14 protein-coding genes and 1 tRNA gene are annotated in these 16,350 nt (G+C 46.2%); 13 read left to right on the forward strand and 2 right to left on the reverse strand.

Going from position 1 to position 16,350, the window contains the following annotated elements; all coding sequences use genetic code 11:
• The first annotated feature begins 66 nt into the window (after nt 1-66).
• The 5 genes from purE to purH are packed head-to-tail and all read left to right on the forward strand — an operon-like array spanning nt 67 to nt 4,768.
• Nucleotides 67-516 carry a 5-(carboxyamino)imidazole ribonucleotide mutase gene (gene purE / locus O6R05_RS00240; protein WP_271191561.1) on the forward strand — a complete coding sequence of 150 codons (450 nt, stop codon included), beginning with the start codon at nt 67-69 and terminating at the stop codon, nt 514-516.
• On the forward strand, nt 516-1,520 hold the full coding sequence (gene purM, locus O6R05_RS00245; RefSeq protein ID WP_271191562.1) for a phosphoribosylformylglycinamidine cyclo-ligase: 1,005 nt from the start codon (nt 516-518) through the stop codon (nt 1,518-1,520). Before purE ends, purM begins: the two co-directional genes overlap by 1 nt.
• On the forward strand, nt 1,504-2,061 hold the full coding sequence (gene purN / locus O6R05_RS00250; protein ID WP_271191563.1) for a phosphoribosylglycinamide formyltransferase: 558 nt from the start codon (nt 1,504-1,506) through the stop codon (nt 2,059-2,061). Before purM ends, purN begins: the two co-directional genes overlap by 17 nt.
• Entirely contained in the window at nt 2,058-3,281 is a 1,224-nt protein-coding gene (purD, locus tag O6R05_RS00255; RefSeq protein ID WP_271191564.1) for a phosphoribosylamine--glycine ligase, read from the forward strand. Before purN ends, purD begins: the two co-directional genes overlap by 4 nt.
• On the forward strand, nt 3,278-4,768 hold the full coding sequence (purH, locus tag O6R05_RS00260) for a bifunctional phosphoribosylaminoimidazolecarboxamide formyltransferase/IMP cyclohydrolase (protein ID WP_271191565.1): 1,491 nt from the start codon (nt 3,278-3,280) through the stop codon (nt 4,766-4,768). The genes purD and purH overlap by 4 nt, the downstream gene beginning before the upstream one ends.
• A 257-nt stretch (nt 4,769-5,025) precedes the next feature.
• Here purH and O6R05_RS00265 read toward each other — a convergent pair.
• Nucleotides 5,026-5,102, reverse strand: a tRNA-Val gene (locus tag O6R05_RS00265).
• Nucleotides 5,103-5,231: 129 nt separating this feature from the next.
• On the opposite strand from O6R05_RS00265, the gene O6R05_RS00270 reads away from it, so the two are divergent.
• The 3 genes from O6R05_RS00270 to O6R05_RS00280 all read left to right on the forward strand — a co-directional run bounded on the left by O6R05_RS00270 (nt 5,232) and on the right by O6R05_RS00280 (nt 8,824).
• Nucleotides 5,232-6,140 (forward strand): LysR family transcriptional regulator, encoded by a 909-nt coding sequence (locus O6R05_RS00270; protein ID WP_271191566.1) that lies wholly within the window; start codon nt 5,232-5,234, stop codon nt 6,138-6,140.
• A 93-nt stretch (nt 6,141-6,233) separates the two neighbouring features.
• On the forward strand, nt 6,234-7,649 hold the full coding sequence (locus O6R05_RS00275) for a YfcC family protein (RefSeq protein WP_271191567.1): 1,416 nt from the start codon (nt 6,234-6,236) through the stop codon (nt 7,647-7,649).
• An 11-nt stretch (nt 7,650-7,660) separates the two neighbouring features.
• Nucleotides 7,661-8,824, forward strand: coding sequence for a M20 family metallopeptidase (locus tag O6R05_RS00280; protein ID WP_271191568.1), 1,164 nt, complete (start codon nt 7,661-7,663; stop codon nt 8,822-8,824).
• A gap of 67 nt (nt 8,825-8,891) precedes the next feature.
• On the opposite strand, the gene O6R05_RS00285 is transcribed toward O6R05_RS00280, so the two are convergent.
• The gene (locus tag O6R05_RS00285) at nt 8,892-9,797 is read right to left on the reverse strand and encodes a LysR substrate-binding domain-containing protein (RefSeq protein ID WP_271191569.1); all 906 of its coding nucleotides are present in this window, start codon (nt 9,795-9,797) and stop codon (nt 8,892-8,894) included.
• Between the two features lie 306 nt (nt 9,798-10,103).
• On the opposite strand from O6R05_RS00285, the gene O6R05_RS00290 reads away from it, so the two are divergent.
• The 5 genes from O6R05_RS00290 (at nt 10,104) to O6R05_RS00310 (ending at nt 16,345) form a co-directional block, all read left to right on the forward strand.
• Nucleotides 10,104-11,540 carry an aldehyde dehydrogenase family protein gene (locus O6R05_RS00290; RefSeq protein ID WP_271191570.1) on the forward strand — a complete coding sequence of 479 codons (1,437 nt, stop codon included), beginning with the start codon at nt 10,104-10,106 and terminating at the stop codon, nt 11,538-11,540.
• 100 nt (nt 11,541-11,640) lie between these two features.
• A complete protein-coding gene (locus tag O6R05_RS00295) occupies nt 11,641-13,443 on the forward strand; it encodes a thiamine pyrophosphate-binding protein (protein WP_271191571.1) in 1,803 nt (600 codons plus the stop codon).
• A gap of 55 nt (nt 13,444-13,498) precedes the next feature.
• On the forward strand, nt 13,499-13,990 hold the full coding sequence (locus tag O6R05_RS00300) for a TRAP transporter small permease (protein ID WP_271191572.1): 492 nt from the start codon (nt 13,499-13,501) through the stop codon (nt 13,988-13,990).
• Between the two features lie 9 nt (nt 13,991-13,999).
• Nucleotides 14,000-15,289, forward strand: a complete 1,290-nt coding sequence (locus O6R05_RS00305; protein ID WP_271191573.1) for a TRAP transporter large permease — start codon at nt 14,000-14,002, stop codon at nt 15,287-15,289.
• A 9-nt stretch (nt 15,290-15,298) separates the two neighbouring features.
• Nucleotides 15,299-16,345 carry a TRAP transporter substrate-binding protein gene (locus O6R05_RS00310; protein ID WP_271191574.1) on the forward strand — a complete coding sequence of 349 codons (1,047 nt, stop codon included), beginning with the start codon at nt 15,299-15,301 and terminating at the stop codon, nt 16,343-16,345.
• The last annotated feature ends 5 nt before the right edge of the window (nt 16,346-16,350 follow it).

Consider the following 16,350-nt stretch of genomic DNA (forward strand, 5'->3'; position numbering starts at 1 on the left):
AGGGGAGGTTCATACCTTCTCTTTTGGGCTTTTTCTTTTTAGGACGTGTTGAGAAAAGAGGTCAAAATGAAAGTTGCCATTATTATGGGAAGCAGTTCCGACGAAAAAATTGCAGACAAAGTTACAGGAAAGTTAGATGAGTTCGGTGTGGACTATGAGGTGCGGGTCATTTCAGCGCATCGTGCCCATCGTGTGCTCATGGAGTATGTAGAGAGCTGCGGGGCCGATATCTTTATCGCCATTGCAGGTAAAGCGGCTCATTTGGCCGGCGTGATTGCAGGGCTTACCATTCAGCCGGTCATAGGTATTCCGGCAAAGAGTTCCACCATGGACGGATTGGATTCTCTCCTCTCCACGGTGCAGATGCCTAAAGGCGTGCCGGTGGCCACTGTGGCCATTGATGGCGGTGAAAACGCCGGGATCTTGGCGGTGCAAATGCTCGCACTGACCGATACGGAACTGAAAGACAAACTCGTTGCCTTTAAAATCCAACAAGAGAAAGATTCGGTGAAATAATGAGATATTCAGATGCAGGTGTGGATGTAGAGCGTGGCTATGAAGAGGTTTCTCTCATTAAAACGCTGTGTGAAGCGACGTACTCGAAAGATGTGCTTTCCGGAGTGGGCGGTTTTGGCGCCATGTTCAATCTGGATACGGACAAGTATAAGCATCCGGTGTTAGTGAGCGGCTCCGACGGTGTCGGAACGAAGCTCATGTTGGCACAACAGGCGGATTGCCACAACACGGTAGGGATTGATCTGGTGGCGATGTGTGTCAATGATGTCATCTGCCAAGGTGCGGCGCCGCTCTTTTTCCTGGACTATATTGCCACAGGCCACTTGGATCCTCACAAGATGAGCACCATTGTCGAGGGTATTGCTAAGGGATGTGAGCTCTCAGGCGCGGCCCTTATCGGCGGTGAGACGGCAGAGATGCCGGATATGTACGGTACGGAGGATTATGACTTGGCCGGGTTTGTCGTCGGCGTGGTAGAACGGGAGAAGATTATTGACGGACGGGATTTACAGGATGGGGATGTGATTCTTGCATTGGAATCCAGCGGTCTGCATTCCAACGGCTTCTCTCTTGTGCGAAAAATTCTTGAGCATAACCACTTAACTGTCGGCGATATGTTCTTGCCGGGACAGACGGTGAAAGAGGCGGTGTTGACGCCGACGCGAATTTATGTCAAAGACGTGCTGTCACTCTTGGACAGCGTGCAGGTCAAAGCTATTGCCAATATTACCGGCGGCGGGCTCTATGAAAATGTACCTCGGGCACTGAACGGACACGGTGCGTGCATTGATCTTACGGAGTATGTGCGGCCGCAGTTGTTCCGTCGCCTTCAGGAGCTCGGCGATGTCAGTGATAAGGATATGTTCAGCGCCTTTAATATGGGTATCGGGATGGTGCTTGTGGTAGCTAAAGAGGACGTGGATGCGGTCAAGGCTCATTTCACAGCGTATAAAGCCTTTGAGATCGGCACGATACAAGGTGATGCCCTTGACATCCGTTTATAATTTAGCTGTCTTTGTCTCCGGACGAGGCTCCAATTTTCGTGCGGTCCTAAAGGGTATTGCAGACGGGCGCATTCCCGCGCGTGTGCCTTTGGTGATTGCGGATCACGTCTGTCCCGCCTTGGATGCGGCGCCGGAAGCGACGCTTGTGAGTAACGACCCGTCGGAGATTGCAGCGGCACTTCAGGCCCATGATATTGAGTATATTGCCCTATTGGGATATTTGAAAATTTTACCGAAGGAGATTGTGGGCCGGTATGCCAACCGGATTGTGAACATTCATCCGTCGCTGATTCCGGCTTTTTGCGGGAAGGGGATGTATGGCAGTCATGTCCATGAGGCGGTACTGGCACGAGGGTGTAAAGTCACCGGCGTGACCACACACTTTGTCGATGAGGGGGCGGACACCGGTCCGATCATTATGCAGCGTCCGGTTCCGGTAGAGGCAGGCGACACGGTAGAGACGCTGGCAAGCAGGGTGCTTGAGGTGGAACACGCCACCATAGTCGAGACCCTTGAGACCATTTTGGGAGGAGAACGTTGAAAGTATTAGTCATTGGCGGCGGCGGCCGTGAATACAGTTTGATGAAAAAACTCCACGAGGAAGGACACGAAGTGTACGGTGCCAAGGGAAACGGCGGCACGGCAGCTTTTGCGACCAACGTGGCTATCGATCCGGACGATGTGAAGGGATTGTTGGACTTTGCTGAGACGGAAGGGATGGATCTGACAATTGTGGGACCGGAGAACCCTCTTTGCAGCGGTATTGTCGATGCGTTTGAAGCCAAGGGTCTGCGCATCTTCGGCCCTCGAAAGAAGGAAGCTCAGTTTGAAGGGAGCAAGGACTTTACTAAGGCGTTTTTGGAAAAACACCGCATTCCGACGGCAGCTTATGCCACATATTTCGATTATGACAGTGCCGTGGCAGGCCTCGATGGGTTCTCGTACCCGCTGGTGGTAAAAGCCGACGGACTGTGTCTTGGCAAAGGGGTGACCATCGCGCATACGAAAGATGAAGCCACAGCGGCGCTTCGTGCTATTTTTGTAGACAACACCATGAATAGTGACCGCGTCGTTTTGGAAACATTTTTGGACGGGCGGGAAATTTCCGTGGTGTGCATGGCTTCCCACAACCGTCTTTTTGCCTTTGAATCCACACGGGACTACAAAAAAATCGGCGACGGCGACACCGGTCCTAACACCGGCGGCGTGGGCAACATCATTCCTCTGGACGATCTGAACGCCGAGCTGAAAGCTGATATTGACGCGATATTGCGACGCATTGAAGCCGGCCTTGACGCCGACGGCTTTGACTATACCGGCATTTTATTTGTCGGCTTTATGATTACCGATAAGCCATACGTGTTGGAGTTTAATGTCCGTTTCGGCGATCCGGAAACGGAAGTCATCATGGAAAAGCTCACTTCCAATATCAGCGAGTTGATGGAAAAAGCCATCGAAGGGACGTTAACGGCGGCGGATTTTACCTATGACGACAAGTATTACACCGGCGTGATGCTTTGCTCCGGCGGCTATCCCGGAAGCTATGAGAAGGGCTTTGAAATCACGGGATTGGACGATGTGGACAACGTGATTCACTGCGGCACCAAAGCGGAAGGCGATCACATCCTCACCAATGGCGGTCGTGTCCTCATGGTCATCGGTGAAGGTAAAACCAAAGATGAAGCGACCCAAGCGGCCTATAGGGACGTGGCCAAGATTCACTTTGAGCATATGACCTACAGAAAGGATATTGGACAATGAGAGCATTACTTTCAGTTTATGACAAGACCGGTATTGTAGATTTTGCCAAGGCTTTGGAAGCACGAGGCTTTGAACTTATCTCTACAGGCGGAACGTACACCGCACTGCAAGAGGCGGGGTGCAACGTGACGACGGTGGAGTCGGTCACCGGACAAAGGGAAATCCTCGGCGGGCGGGTGAAGACGCTTCATCCTAAGATTCACGGCGGCATTTTACATCGAAGAGATAACCCGGAGGATCAACAAACCGTGAGTGACGAAGGGATTGCATCCATCGACATGGTGGTGAACAATCTCTATCCTTTTGAACAGACGGTAGCGCGTACCACGGATCACAGTGAGATTATTGAGATGATCGACATTGGCGGACCGTCCATGATTCGTGCTGCGGCGAAAAACTACAAAGATGTGTATATTGTCACCGACCCTGCAGACTACGATGCGGTGTTGGATCATTTGGACGATGAGGATGAGACCTATCGTGCCTACTTGGCGCACAAAGCTTTTGCCACGACGGCCAGGTATGACAAGGCTATTGATGCCTACTTTGCCCGAATGACGGGCGGCGCATCGGATATGGACAGTGCATGGGACTTCACCTTCAGTGATACACTGCGCTACGGTGAGAATCCGCATCAAAAGGCGGCGTTTTATCAAGGACGTGTCATCGCGCCGATGGCTATTCTCCATGGAAAACAGCTCTCGTATAACAACTACAATGATCTCTATGCCGCGGTGAAAGCTGTAAAAGCTTTTGAGGAGCCTACCGTTGTCGCAGTGAAGCATACCAATCCTTGCGGCATCGGCAGCGGCGACAATCTGACAGAAGCGTATATCAAAGCTTACGAATGTGACACCGAATCCATCTTTGGCGGCATCATCGCTTTAAACGGCGTTGTGGATTTACGCACCGCTGAGGAAATGAACAAGATTTTTCTGGAAGTTATTATGGCGGAAGGCTTTGATGAGGATGCTTTTGCATTGCTCTCTAAAAAGAAAAATCTTCGTCTGATTGCCATCAAAAATATCCGTGAGTTTCAGTTGCCGAAGCAGTTTAAACAAACCTTAAACGGCGTGCTGGTTCAGGACTGCGACACCGAAGATTACGACGAACTTCACGTGGTAAGCAAAGCCCAACCGACGGAAGAAGAGTTGGAAAACTTGAAATTCGCCTTTAAGGCCGTGAAGTTTGCAGCCTCTAACGGCGTGGTTCTCGCCAAGGATAAGGCTACCTATGCCATCGGTCAAGGGCAGACGAAGAGAGCATGGGCGGTGGAAGAGGTCTTGGATCGCACTCGGGATTTGGAAGGTGTGGTGCTGGCTTCGGACGGCTTTTTCTTTGACGATACCATCGATCTGTTAAGCGCCTACGGTGTTCATGCCGCCATCTCACCCGGCGGATCCATTCACGATGACAAAGTCATCGCAGCGGCGGATGAAGCAGGGATGGTTTTGGTCTTTACCCACATGCGGCATTTCAGACATTGAGATAGCTAAGAATAAAAGTAGGCTTTGCAGCCTACTTTTTTATGTGCAGGTATAAAATATACGGTAGCGATGGGGTGAGCCCATCACGCGTAGCCGCGGTCGTGTTGGACGCTGAAGCATAAAAAGAGCCCTGATGCGGGCTCTTGGTTTCGGTTCCATAGTGTAGGGCGTGCCAATACACTAAAGCCGCCTGCACGAAAATAGAAATAAAAAGACGGCTAAAGGACAAGTGATACGCCTTTAGCCGTCTTGGAGTATGGTGGAGAATACTGGGCTTGAACCAGTGACCTCTACGATGTCAACGTAGCACTCTAGCCAACTGAGCTAATCCTCCCTGCTATTGTTATAGAATATCAAATATTCAGAAAAATGCAAGTCTTTTTTTATCCACATAGGGGCACAACATCACAAATATTGTGGATAGTTTTCTCAATTTCCAGTAAACTAAGAACCGAGGTGAGCTATGTATTTAAAAGAACAGATCTATATTTGTCAGATTGCCGAGTGCGGCACCTTGTCTGAAGCGGCTCGCAGGCTTTATATCACGCAGCCGGCCCTGAGTAATTTTCTCTCAAAGTTGGAGCTCAATTTGGGCGGACCGTTGTTTTATCGACAAAACGGTCTCTTCATTCCCACATACTTAGGCGAGCGCTACATTAACACCGCGGCGCAGATGATTAAACTTCAGGAAGCCTTTAATTTGGAGAAGAGTGCCATTGTGAAAAATGAATCCGGGCGCTTTCGCATCGGAGTGCAGACGCGCCGCAGTCCGGAGATTATTCCAAAGATTTTACACTATTTTCATGAGAATTATCCTAACTTCACCTTAGTTTTTGAAGAATCTAATACTAAGCAGCTCTTTACTCTGTTGGAATCCAATGCCGTCGATTTTATTATCACCTCCATTTCCAGACGCATGCCTACGTGGAACTATATACCGATCAAAAAGGAGGGACTGTTGGTGGCGCTCTCGAAAGAGCACCGGCTCATTACTTCCGGCGTCATCGACCCTGAACAAAACGTGCTCAATCTCAAGATTCTTGCCAAGGAATTTTTTATTCTCCCCCATGGCGAGCAGAGTTTGCGTCAGGATTTGGACCGTATTTTTAGAGCACAGAACTTTGTGCCTCAAGACATTTTGGAAATTCGGTCGATTGCCACGGCCATGAGCCTGGTGAGTCGGAATATGGGGGTGGGTTTTACAAGAGAAAGTTATGTCGACATGAAAGCGTCGGATGATGTGGTGTACTTCTTTGTAGAGCATGCCAATTTGGAACACTTGGAGTTGGTGGCGGTCTCGTACAAGAGCTCTGCGGCCTCACCTTTCTTTCGGACTATTATGGAAAATGTGGCCTCGTCCCTTAAGGCATAACTTTTAGTGATAGTTAGTATATACAATAGAAAGTGTGCTTCAGTATAGCCCCTTGATAAAATATGATTAATATTTTATTTCAAGGAGGTCATTATGAACAAGTCAACATCTGCATCAAAACCTAAGGGACTTAAAGGCTTTAAAGTGCCTCATTCTCTGGTTATCCTGATGGCGATGGTGCTCATCGTCTGGGCCCTCACCTACATTATTCCGTCCGGGGAATACACCCGCATCGAAATTGACGGCAAGAAATTTATCGATCCGGCATCCTTTCAATACATAGAATCTCACGCCGTCAAACCGTGGATGCTGCCGGTACTGATCAGTGAAGCATTCATCAGCAACATGGATCTGCTCCTGATGATCATGTTCTCCGGAGCGGCGTTCTACATCATCACCAATTCTGGCGCGTTTCAAGCCATGGTATCGAATATTGTAAGCCGTGCCAAAGACAAGGGGATTTGGGTTATTCCGTTTTTAACGTTAATCTTCGGGGCGCTCTGTACCACCATCGGGGTAAACACCTTCATCGCGTTCACACCGATCACCGTCCTTATCGCTTACTCTCTGGGCTTGGATTCTCTGGTCGGGGCATCCATTATCATTCTCGGCGGGGCAGTTGGTTTTTCCACCGGGATGTTCCAACCGTCGACCACACTGCTCAGCCAAAGTATCGCAGGCCTTCCGGCGTTTTCCGGTCTGGGCTATCGTTTTGCCGCCTTTGTCGTATTTCTAGTGGCGTCGAATGTGTACCTCATGCGCTATGCGTTTAAAATTAAAAAGGATCCGACGCTCAGTCCGGTCTATGAGATTGACAAGAAACTCAACGTCTTCGAAGGCAAGTCCTTGGACGACTTCGGTGCTTTCACGCCACGTAAAGCACTTATCATCATCGTGCTCTTCGCCACGATGGCACTCATCGTCTACGGTGGCGCCAAATTGGATTGGGATATGCGTGAAATCGCTTCGGCATTTCTGGTGCTGGCCATTGTGGAAGGCTTCCTTGCAGGCTCCGGTCCGTCCGCCATCGCCAAAGACTTCACCGACGGTGTCAAAAAAATGATGGGCGCTGTGCTCATCATCGGGATTGCCCGTTCCATTGGCGACATTATGGAAGCCGGTATGATTATCGATACCACTGTCCATGCGATGACAAATGTGGTTACCTTGTTGCCGAAACAAATTCAAGGGTTGAGCATGCTTACCACCAATTATCTTATCAACTTAGTCTTAACCTCCGGATCCGGACAGGCAGCTGTCGTTATGCCGGTGTTTCTGCCTGTGGCCGACGCCATCGGTATGTCGCGACAAGCGGTCATCACAGCCTTCTGTTTCGGTGATGGATTTGGAAACTACATGGTGCCAACCTCTTCCGCCCTCATGGGTATTCTCGGGGCAGCGAACATTCCTTATGAAAAGTGGATTTCTTTCTTCTGGAAACTCTTTGTCATCTGGTACGTTCTCTCCGCCATCTTCATTGTGTTGGCACCGGTCTTTAACCACGTATAAGGGAGGGGCGTATGACACTGGAAAACTATATTGACACACAGCTCTCAACCTACACAGCCATCGCCGACGATTTTTTCGATCATCCGGAGTTGGGCAATGTCGAATACCATGCCGCCGCCACCATCACCGACACGTTAAAAGGACTGGGATTTGAGGTGACCATGCCGCTAGCCGGACTGGACACCGCTTTTAAAGGCGTGTACCATCAAGGCCAAGGCGGTCCCAATATCGGATTTTTGGTGGAATACGACGCATTGGAAGGCTTGGGCCATGCCTGTGGGCACCACATGCAGTCGCCGTCCATTCTTCTTGCTGTGGACAGTCTGATTCACGACACCACCTTGGACAACTATACTATCACCGTCTACGGCACGCCAGCGGAAGAAACGACCCATGGCAAGCTGCGTATGCTCGAGGAAGGTTATCTCAAAGACATTGACGTGGCTCTTATGATGCACGGCGCGCCGGACACCACGGTGGACATCAAGTCCCTCGCCCTTACCAACCTGGAAGTGGAATTCAAAGGCAAGTCCGCCCATGCGGCCCTGAAGCCGGAAGACGGACGGAGTGCCTTTGATGCGGCGCTGCTCTCCTTTAACGGTATTGAGTTTTTACGGGAACACGTACGGGACGATGTGAAAATGCACTACACCGTGTTAAACACCCCGGGACCGGCCAACGTGGTACCTGACTATCAGAAAGTCAAGTATTCCCTGCGATCCTATTCCAGAGACTATCTCAATTCCGTGGAAACACGGGTGGAACACGTCATCCAGGGCGCAGCCCTCATGGCCGGCGTGGACTACGACATTCACTGGGGTGATCGTCTGAACAACAAAATTCCGTCTTTGAAATTGAACGAGCTCGTCATGGCGCAAGCTCGTGCTGTCAATGCACCGGCCATCATACCGTTTCGTGAGAAGACCGGATCATCCGACTTCAGTAACGTCATGTATGAAGTGCCCGGCGTGCAAGTGCGGGTAGCCTTTGTACCGAAAGGCACATCCAGCCACAGCCAAACCTTTTTGGATTATGGTAAATCCAAAGAAGCCCACGACGCCATCGGTTTTGGAGCTAAAATTTTGGCAAGAACGGCCAAAGTTCTCATTGAAGAGCCGGATGTGTTAGCCGGTATTCATGAGGAGTTTGAAGATAATAAAAAATCAATGAAATAGAAATAGAGTAATAAAAAGAAGAAGAGTGAGCTTGGGCTCACTCTTTTTTTGTCCTCTAACTCGAATCTCAAGACTCCGGCAAATTCAGATGTTTAATAATATTACTGTGCTCCAGTACATATTTTTTGAGTTTCTTATCCACGGCTGTCATCGGTGCATCTTTTAACCATAACAGACAGATGGTTCGGTATACGTGGCTTTTAAAGTGAAAGACATCCACATTCATTTCATCTAACAGCGGGGAATAGGGTGTGATTGCAGCACCTAAGCCGGCGGCGACAAACTTCACCAAGGCAGGATCATTCGGCGCATAATAGGATAATGACGGCCTAAAATTATAGCTCTCATATATTTTTGAAATGGTTTTATACATGGAATATTCAGGTTTAAAACTTACAAAATTTTCATCTTTTAAGAAATCCAGATTCTCAAGCGGCTTGTCAATGGCATATTTTCCTTTAGGGGCGACCAGAACAAACTCCTCTTTAAAGAGAGGATAAGCTAATATTTCCGGGTCGGATACTTGCATGGCAAAAGCTAAAAAGATATTTCCTTTTTTCATTTCTTGGACAATTTCCGTCGTACTCAAATGAAACACTTCAAAACTGACATTATCTTCTTTGAAACTGTTGTTAAACTCTGCCAACAGGTTCGGCACAAATTCTAAACTTAAAGAGTTCAAACTTGCTATTTTGGTAAATGAGTTGATCGAAGTCCGAAGTTCATTCATTTCATTTAAGGCATCTTCATAAGTGGAAATAATATTGTTCGCGTAGTCTAAAAAGATAAAACCGTAATGGGTTAGTTTAATATTTCTTCCCGATTTTTGAAACAAAGGTAAACCGATTTCTTTTTCAATGGAAGAGATGGCGTAACTGATCGATGATTGTGAGGTCATCTGTTCTTCGGCTGCTATTTGGTAGTGTTCATGTTTTGCGAGAGATTGAAAGTAGTACAGATTTTGAATATTCAACGCTTACCTCCAAAGGTCTAATGAAAGTTCAAAACGATTGCCTCAAAAAATAGAATAGTACAAGTGTGGATAAAAGTAAAAATCAAGTATAAATAAAAACATAAATCTTACTTATAGATAAAACAAGTGATAATTCATCAATATTTACAAAATAATCATAACACCAAGAGGCAAAAATTACATTAATAAATAAATTAATTTTAGAGAATTTTAACATGATAAATTAGTAAATACAACATACACTATCTTTAAAGTAAGTTAAGGTCTTTTCGATAATGAAAACGTGATTCATTTTAGGAGGCAATTATGGCAAAAGAAGTTACGCAAGCACAATTAGATGAACTCAATGAGCTGGTCAAAAGAGCAAGAGCGGCTCAAAAAGTCATTGAGAACTACACACAAGAGGAAGTCGATAAACTTTGTAGAGCGATTGCAGCGAAATTGTATAATGGCAAAGTTTGGGCGGAACTGAGTGATGAAGCTGTCGATGAAACCGGACTCGGCGATAAAGTTACTAAACGAAACAAGAGAAACAAACTGAAGCTGATCTTACGGGATTGTATGCGCGCTAAGAGTGTAGGCGCTATTGAAGTTGATGAAGAAAAAGGCATTACCAAATATGGTAAACCTGCCGGGCTGTTAGCCATTCTGGTACCAACGACCAATCCTTGTTTGACACCTGCCGGTCAAGCCATCTATTGCGTCAAAGCACGTGACGTTATGATCTGTTCGCCACATCCAAGAGCAAAAAATGTCACCAATAAATGTGTCGACCTGATCAGAGAAGCATTGGAAGAGAACGGTGCACCGGCAGATATCGTACAATGCATTAAAAATCCTTCTATCGCATTGACACAATATTTAATGGAAGCTGCTGATCTGGTCATCGCAACCGGCGGCAAAGCTATGGTTCACTCCGCATACAGTTCAGGCACACCGGCCTATGGTTCCGGCGCAGGCAATGCCACTGTCATTATTGATGATACGGCCAACACTGACGAAAGAATTAAAGAAGCGGCAATGAACACAAGAATTTCAAAGACAGCCGACTTTGGATCCGGTTGCTCTTGCGATGGGAATTTAGTCATTCACGAGTCGGTTTATGACAGAATGGTTGAAGCGCTTAAAGCAGAAGGTGGTTATTTACTGAGCGATGAGGATGCAGAAAAGATTAAAGGTGTGATGTGGGATGACGAAGGACATCGCTTACCTCAAACTGTAGCCATCAGCCCACAAAAATTAGGCGAAGCGGCAAACGTTACAATTCCTGAAGAAGCTAAGTTTTTAATGGTGAGCGGTGGCGGAAAAGAAGGCATTGGTAGAGAACATTTCTTCTCCTCGGAAAAATTAACGACACTGCTCACACTCTTTAAATATGAAGGCGACTTCAGCAATGCATTAGAGATGATGCAAGCCATATTTGAAGTTGGCGGTAAGGGTCATTCATGCGGCCTCTATTCCTTCGATGATGACCACATTAATGCCTTAGGTGAAGCGGCTCCTGTTTCTCGAATTATGATTCGTCAACCTAACAATAAAGGCAATTCAGGCTCTCCAACAAACGGTATGCCTGCCACTTCCTCCATGGGCTGTGGGACTTGGGGCGGCAATATCGTCTCGGAAAACATTGCGCTTAAGCATTACATGAACATTACATGGCTGGCAAGACCGATCAAGGAAGATATGCCGTCACTTGAAGATTTGTTCCAAGAATTCTATGTCGAAGGCATGGAACAGGAATAAGTCACAGGGTCGTCATGGATGATAATTGAACGTTGAAAATCGATAGCCCATAGCATGACATATGGGCTATTTTTTTATAACAAAGTATTTAGGAGGGATCATGGAAAAACTCATTTCTGAATTGTTGGTTGATTATTTAGAACGACGTGATACCAAATATGTTTTTGGATTATGCGGTCATACCGTTATTGCCATGCTGGATGCGTTAAATAAAAGTGACAAATTACACTATCTGTCCTTCAGACACGAACAAATTGCAGCGACGGCGGCCGACGGTTATGCTAGAATGACAGGACGAGCAAGCGTCGTATTATCCCATCTCGGACCCGGCTTAACCAATGCCACTACAGGTGTTGCCAATGCCAGTGCGGATTCGGTACCGATGGTTGTCATTGCCGGCGATGTGCCAAGTTATTACTATGGCAAACATCCGCACCAGGAAGTCAATATGCATTCCGATGCATCACAATACAGAATTTACGAACCTTTTGTAAAACGTGCTTTTCGAGTAGATAAGAAAGAACTGTTCGCGGATATTTTGGACAGAGCTTTTAAAATAGCGGAATCAGGAAGACCCGGTCCGGTACTTATCTCCGTACCGATGGATATGTTCTCTGAAAAAGTAGATACGCTCTTCTTTGAAAGAACCCATCACAATATTTCCGAGATCGCTAAACCAAGTCTAAACAGAGATGTGGCGAAAGCGATTGCAAAAAAATTGGTTGAAGCTAAAAATCCGTTGATTCATATTGGCGGCGGCATCATCGTCTCCGAGGCATCGGAAGCGTTGAAAGAGTTGGTTGAATTCCTGGATGTCCCTATATCCAGAACCCTTATGGCGCAAGGCGCACTGCCTGATAATCATCCGTTAATGTTGGGCATGACAGGATTTTGGGGCACAAACTTCATCAATAAAAAAACAGCTAATGCAGATGTCATTTTAGCTTTAGGTACACGCTTTGCTGAAGCTGACTCCAGTTCTTGGTATAAAGGTGTGACTTTCAATCCGGATAAAACAAAATTTATCCAAATTGATATTGATCCAGTTGAAATTGGACGAAATTATCGCTTGGATATCGGTGCCGTGGCAGATTTGAAATCCGCACTGGAAGAAATTACTACGGCGGTTAAAGCTATCTGTCCACAAGGCAAGACGAATGATGCGCTTAAAGAAGAGATTAAAGCGTATAAAGAAGGCTTTAAAAAATCCTATGCGGACATTGCCAATGATTCAAGATATCCGATGACACCGCAACGTATTTTAAAGGATGTGCGCGAGGTACTTCCGGAAGATGCCATTATTTGTACCGATGTTGGTTGGAATAAAAATGGTGTCGGTCAGCAATTTGAAATTACGCAACCGAAGACTATTATGCATCCGGGCGGATTTGCGACCATGGGCTTTGGCTCCGCCGCCTTGTTGGGAGCAAAATTAGCAAAACCTGATAAGCAGGTTATTACACTCATCGGTGACGGCGGTTTCGGGACCAATCCTTCCGTACTGGCCGCAGCTAAGGAATATAACATTCCTGTGGTTTGGGTCGTTATGAATAATTACGCCTTCGGCACGATTGCGGGTCTTGAAGGGTCTCATTATCACCACACCTTCGGGACGGTCTTCAAAATTGACAATGAACCTTACAATCCGGAATGGTCTGAGATCGCTAAAGCTTACGGCATCAAAGCTAAAAAAGTCAGCAATGCCGACGAATTTAAAGGCATTTTAGAGGAAGCTTTGGATTCAGGTGAACCGTATTTAATCGATGTCCCAATGGAAAATATCCCGGTACCAACAGAAGGTATTTGGAATATTAACGATATTTATACACCAAAAGACAATGTAGTCGCAGGCGTCCTCGTTTCAGGAGAAGCGGAGAAATCAGCACACGTGAGTACAAACTAAACACATAGACAAAATAAAGGGGCCGTGATCGGCCCCCAAAGATTCGAGGTGTAATATGTTAAAGTGGTTAAATAAAAATATTGAAGAAGTCATTTTGATAATCTTGCTTATTGTCATGACATCAGTATTGGGGATACAAATTGTAGCGCGCTACGTCTTCAATCAATCGTTGAGCTGGTCTGAAGAATTGGTCCGTTATCTGTTTGTATGGTCCACATTTATCGGCGTGCCATACTGTATTAAAAATGAATCATCAATCAAAGTTGATCAATTCAGAAACAATATGCCTGTAGGCATTCAAAAAGCGTTGCTCTATATCGACAAGATTATTATTTTTGTCTTGTTCTTCATCTTATTGATTTTCTCATTTGATGTAGTCAAAACGACGTATTTAAGTGGCACGACGTCAGCAGCTATGCGGATTCCTATGTTTTGGGTTCAAGCGTCCGTGGTTGTGGGATCGTTTTTATCACTCATAAGAATTTCGCAGAATTTTTATAAAGTGTGGTCTGGACGAAAAGATGTCGTTCAAAAACATGGACTATAGGAGGATAATATGGGTTTAGGCGCATTATTTTTATTATTCTTTGTCATGATCGTGATCTCTATTCCTATTGGAATGATCTTGGCATTTCTCGGTGTGTTGCCAAATTTACTTGACCCGTGGTTTGCAGCGGATCCGCAATATATCATTCGAGCAATGATATCCGGTGTCAACTCATTCCCAATTTTGGCGGTGCCGATGTTTATTCTATCAGGTAACATCATGGCGAAAGGAAAAATCAGTGAAAAGTTGTTTAATTTCTTTTCCTACTTTATTGCCGATAAGACGGCGGGTTTACCGATAGCGACGATTGTCACCTGTCTCTTCTATGGCGCGATATCCGGGTCAGGGCCGGCCACAACAGCGGCAGTTGGAGCGATGACCATCCCGATCATGGTAAATTTAGGTTACGATGTGGTCTTTTGTACGGCGTTGGTAGCTGTAGCGGGCGGACTCGGGGTTATCATTCCACCATCTATTCCGTTTATTTTCTATGGTCAAAGTGCCGGTGTATCAGTAGCTAATATTTTTATCGCAGGGATCATACCGGGTTTATTAATCGGTTTGTGTCTGATGCTTTATGCATGGTATTACTGCAAGAAAAACGGTGAAGACAAAGCTAAACTCAAGGAATATGAGCAAAAAGTTCGCGCCAATGGCCTGGGCAAACTTTTTTTAGATAGTTTCTGGGCTCTGCTTTCACCGGTAATTATTCTTGGCAGTATTTATAGCGGTATAGCTTCTCCCACAGAAGCAGCTGTTATCTCCGTATTTTATTCCCTCATCGTTTCGGCGTTCGTGTATAAAACGTTGAAACTGGAAGACATGAAGCCGCTTTTAATCGATTCGATTAAAACCTACACCACCATCCTTTTTATTATAGCAGCTGCAACAGGGTTTGCAAGAATTCTGACCTTTATGAAGGCGCCTGAAGCCATTGCTAATCTGATTACAGGTGCTGTAAGTTCTAAAGTTGCCGTCTTAATTCTCATCAACCTGGTATTGCTTTTTGTGGGCATGGTTATGGATACCACACCGGCGATTTTGATCTTAACTCCAATCATGCTGCCAATTGCAACCAGTTTCGGCATGGATCCGATTCACTTCGGGATTATGATGGTAGTCAACTTAGCGATTGGGTTTGTCACGCCGCCGCTGGGTGTCAACCTCTTTGTTGCAAGTTCTATAACAAATGTGAAAATTGAGGATATTGTGAAAAAAGCAATACCGTTCATCGTTGCGTTTATATTTGCACTGTTGTTGATTACTTTTATTCCGCAAATATCTTTGGCACTGTTATAGGAGGAAACTATGAAACGAAATCGAATCGCATCACTTTTGATGGTAATGCTTTTCTCTATGCTGCTTACGGGCTGCCTTAGCAGTGAAGCGCGAAGAAAGGACGCAGGCGAACAGGATGTCTATGAATTGTATATTGCCTGCGATTCACAGGAAGATACAGTTACCGGTATTTTTATGAATGAATATGCAAGACTGTTGGAAGAAAAATCCAATGGCCGCATTAAAGTTAACAGATATCCCAACTCACAGTTAGGTAGTGACGCGGAAATTACAGAAGCTGTACAAAACGGCAATATCACCTTTGTTGTGCAAACCACGGCGCCGCAAGTCGCCTTTGTGCCTGAAGCAGCGATTTTCGATGCACCGATGGCTTTTAAAAATTTAGATGTTGCACGCAAAGTCTTGGACGGTCCGTTAAGTGAAAAGCTCAAGGGCTATTACGAAGCGAAAAATTTGCGTCTATTGGGCTATGCCGATCAGGGTTTTCGTGTCATGACTGCGAATCAAGACATTCAAAGCTTGGCTGATTTAAAGGGTATTAAGATCAGAACCATGGAAAATTCCAACCATATTCAACTGTGGAAAGACGTCGGGTCTAACCCTACGCCAATGGCATGGTCGGAAGTGTATATCGGATTGCAACAAAAAGCTATTGATGCTCAGGAAAATCCGGTTGAAACGATTGTAGCTGCCAAAGTCTATGAGCAACAGGATTATTTGATTAACACCAATCATATTCTACACACCTTATCGCTGATCGGATCACCGGCTGTCATTGATGACCTTCCAGAAGACCTGCAGCAAAGTGTGTATGATGCAGCTGATGAGGCGAAAGTCATCGCCAGAAACGCGACGGATGAACGTGCTGCCGGCAGGGTTCAAATCGTTGTGGATTCAGGGACGACCGTCTCACCGTTTAATGAAGCGTTGTTTAATGAAATGAAGGCCGCATCAGCCGGCGTGTGGGACACACTGGAATCACAAATCGGCAGTGAATTGGTCGATCTGTTACGCTCAGAAATTGATAAGGCGGAAAAAGAACTAGGGTTACAATGAGGTAA

The organism is Peptoniphilus equinus, from assembly GCF_027921445.1.
Classification (GTDB): Bacteria; Bacillota; Clostridia; order Tissierellales; family Peptoniphilaceae; genus Peptoniphilus; species Peptoniphilus equinus.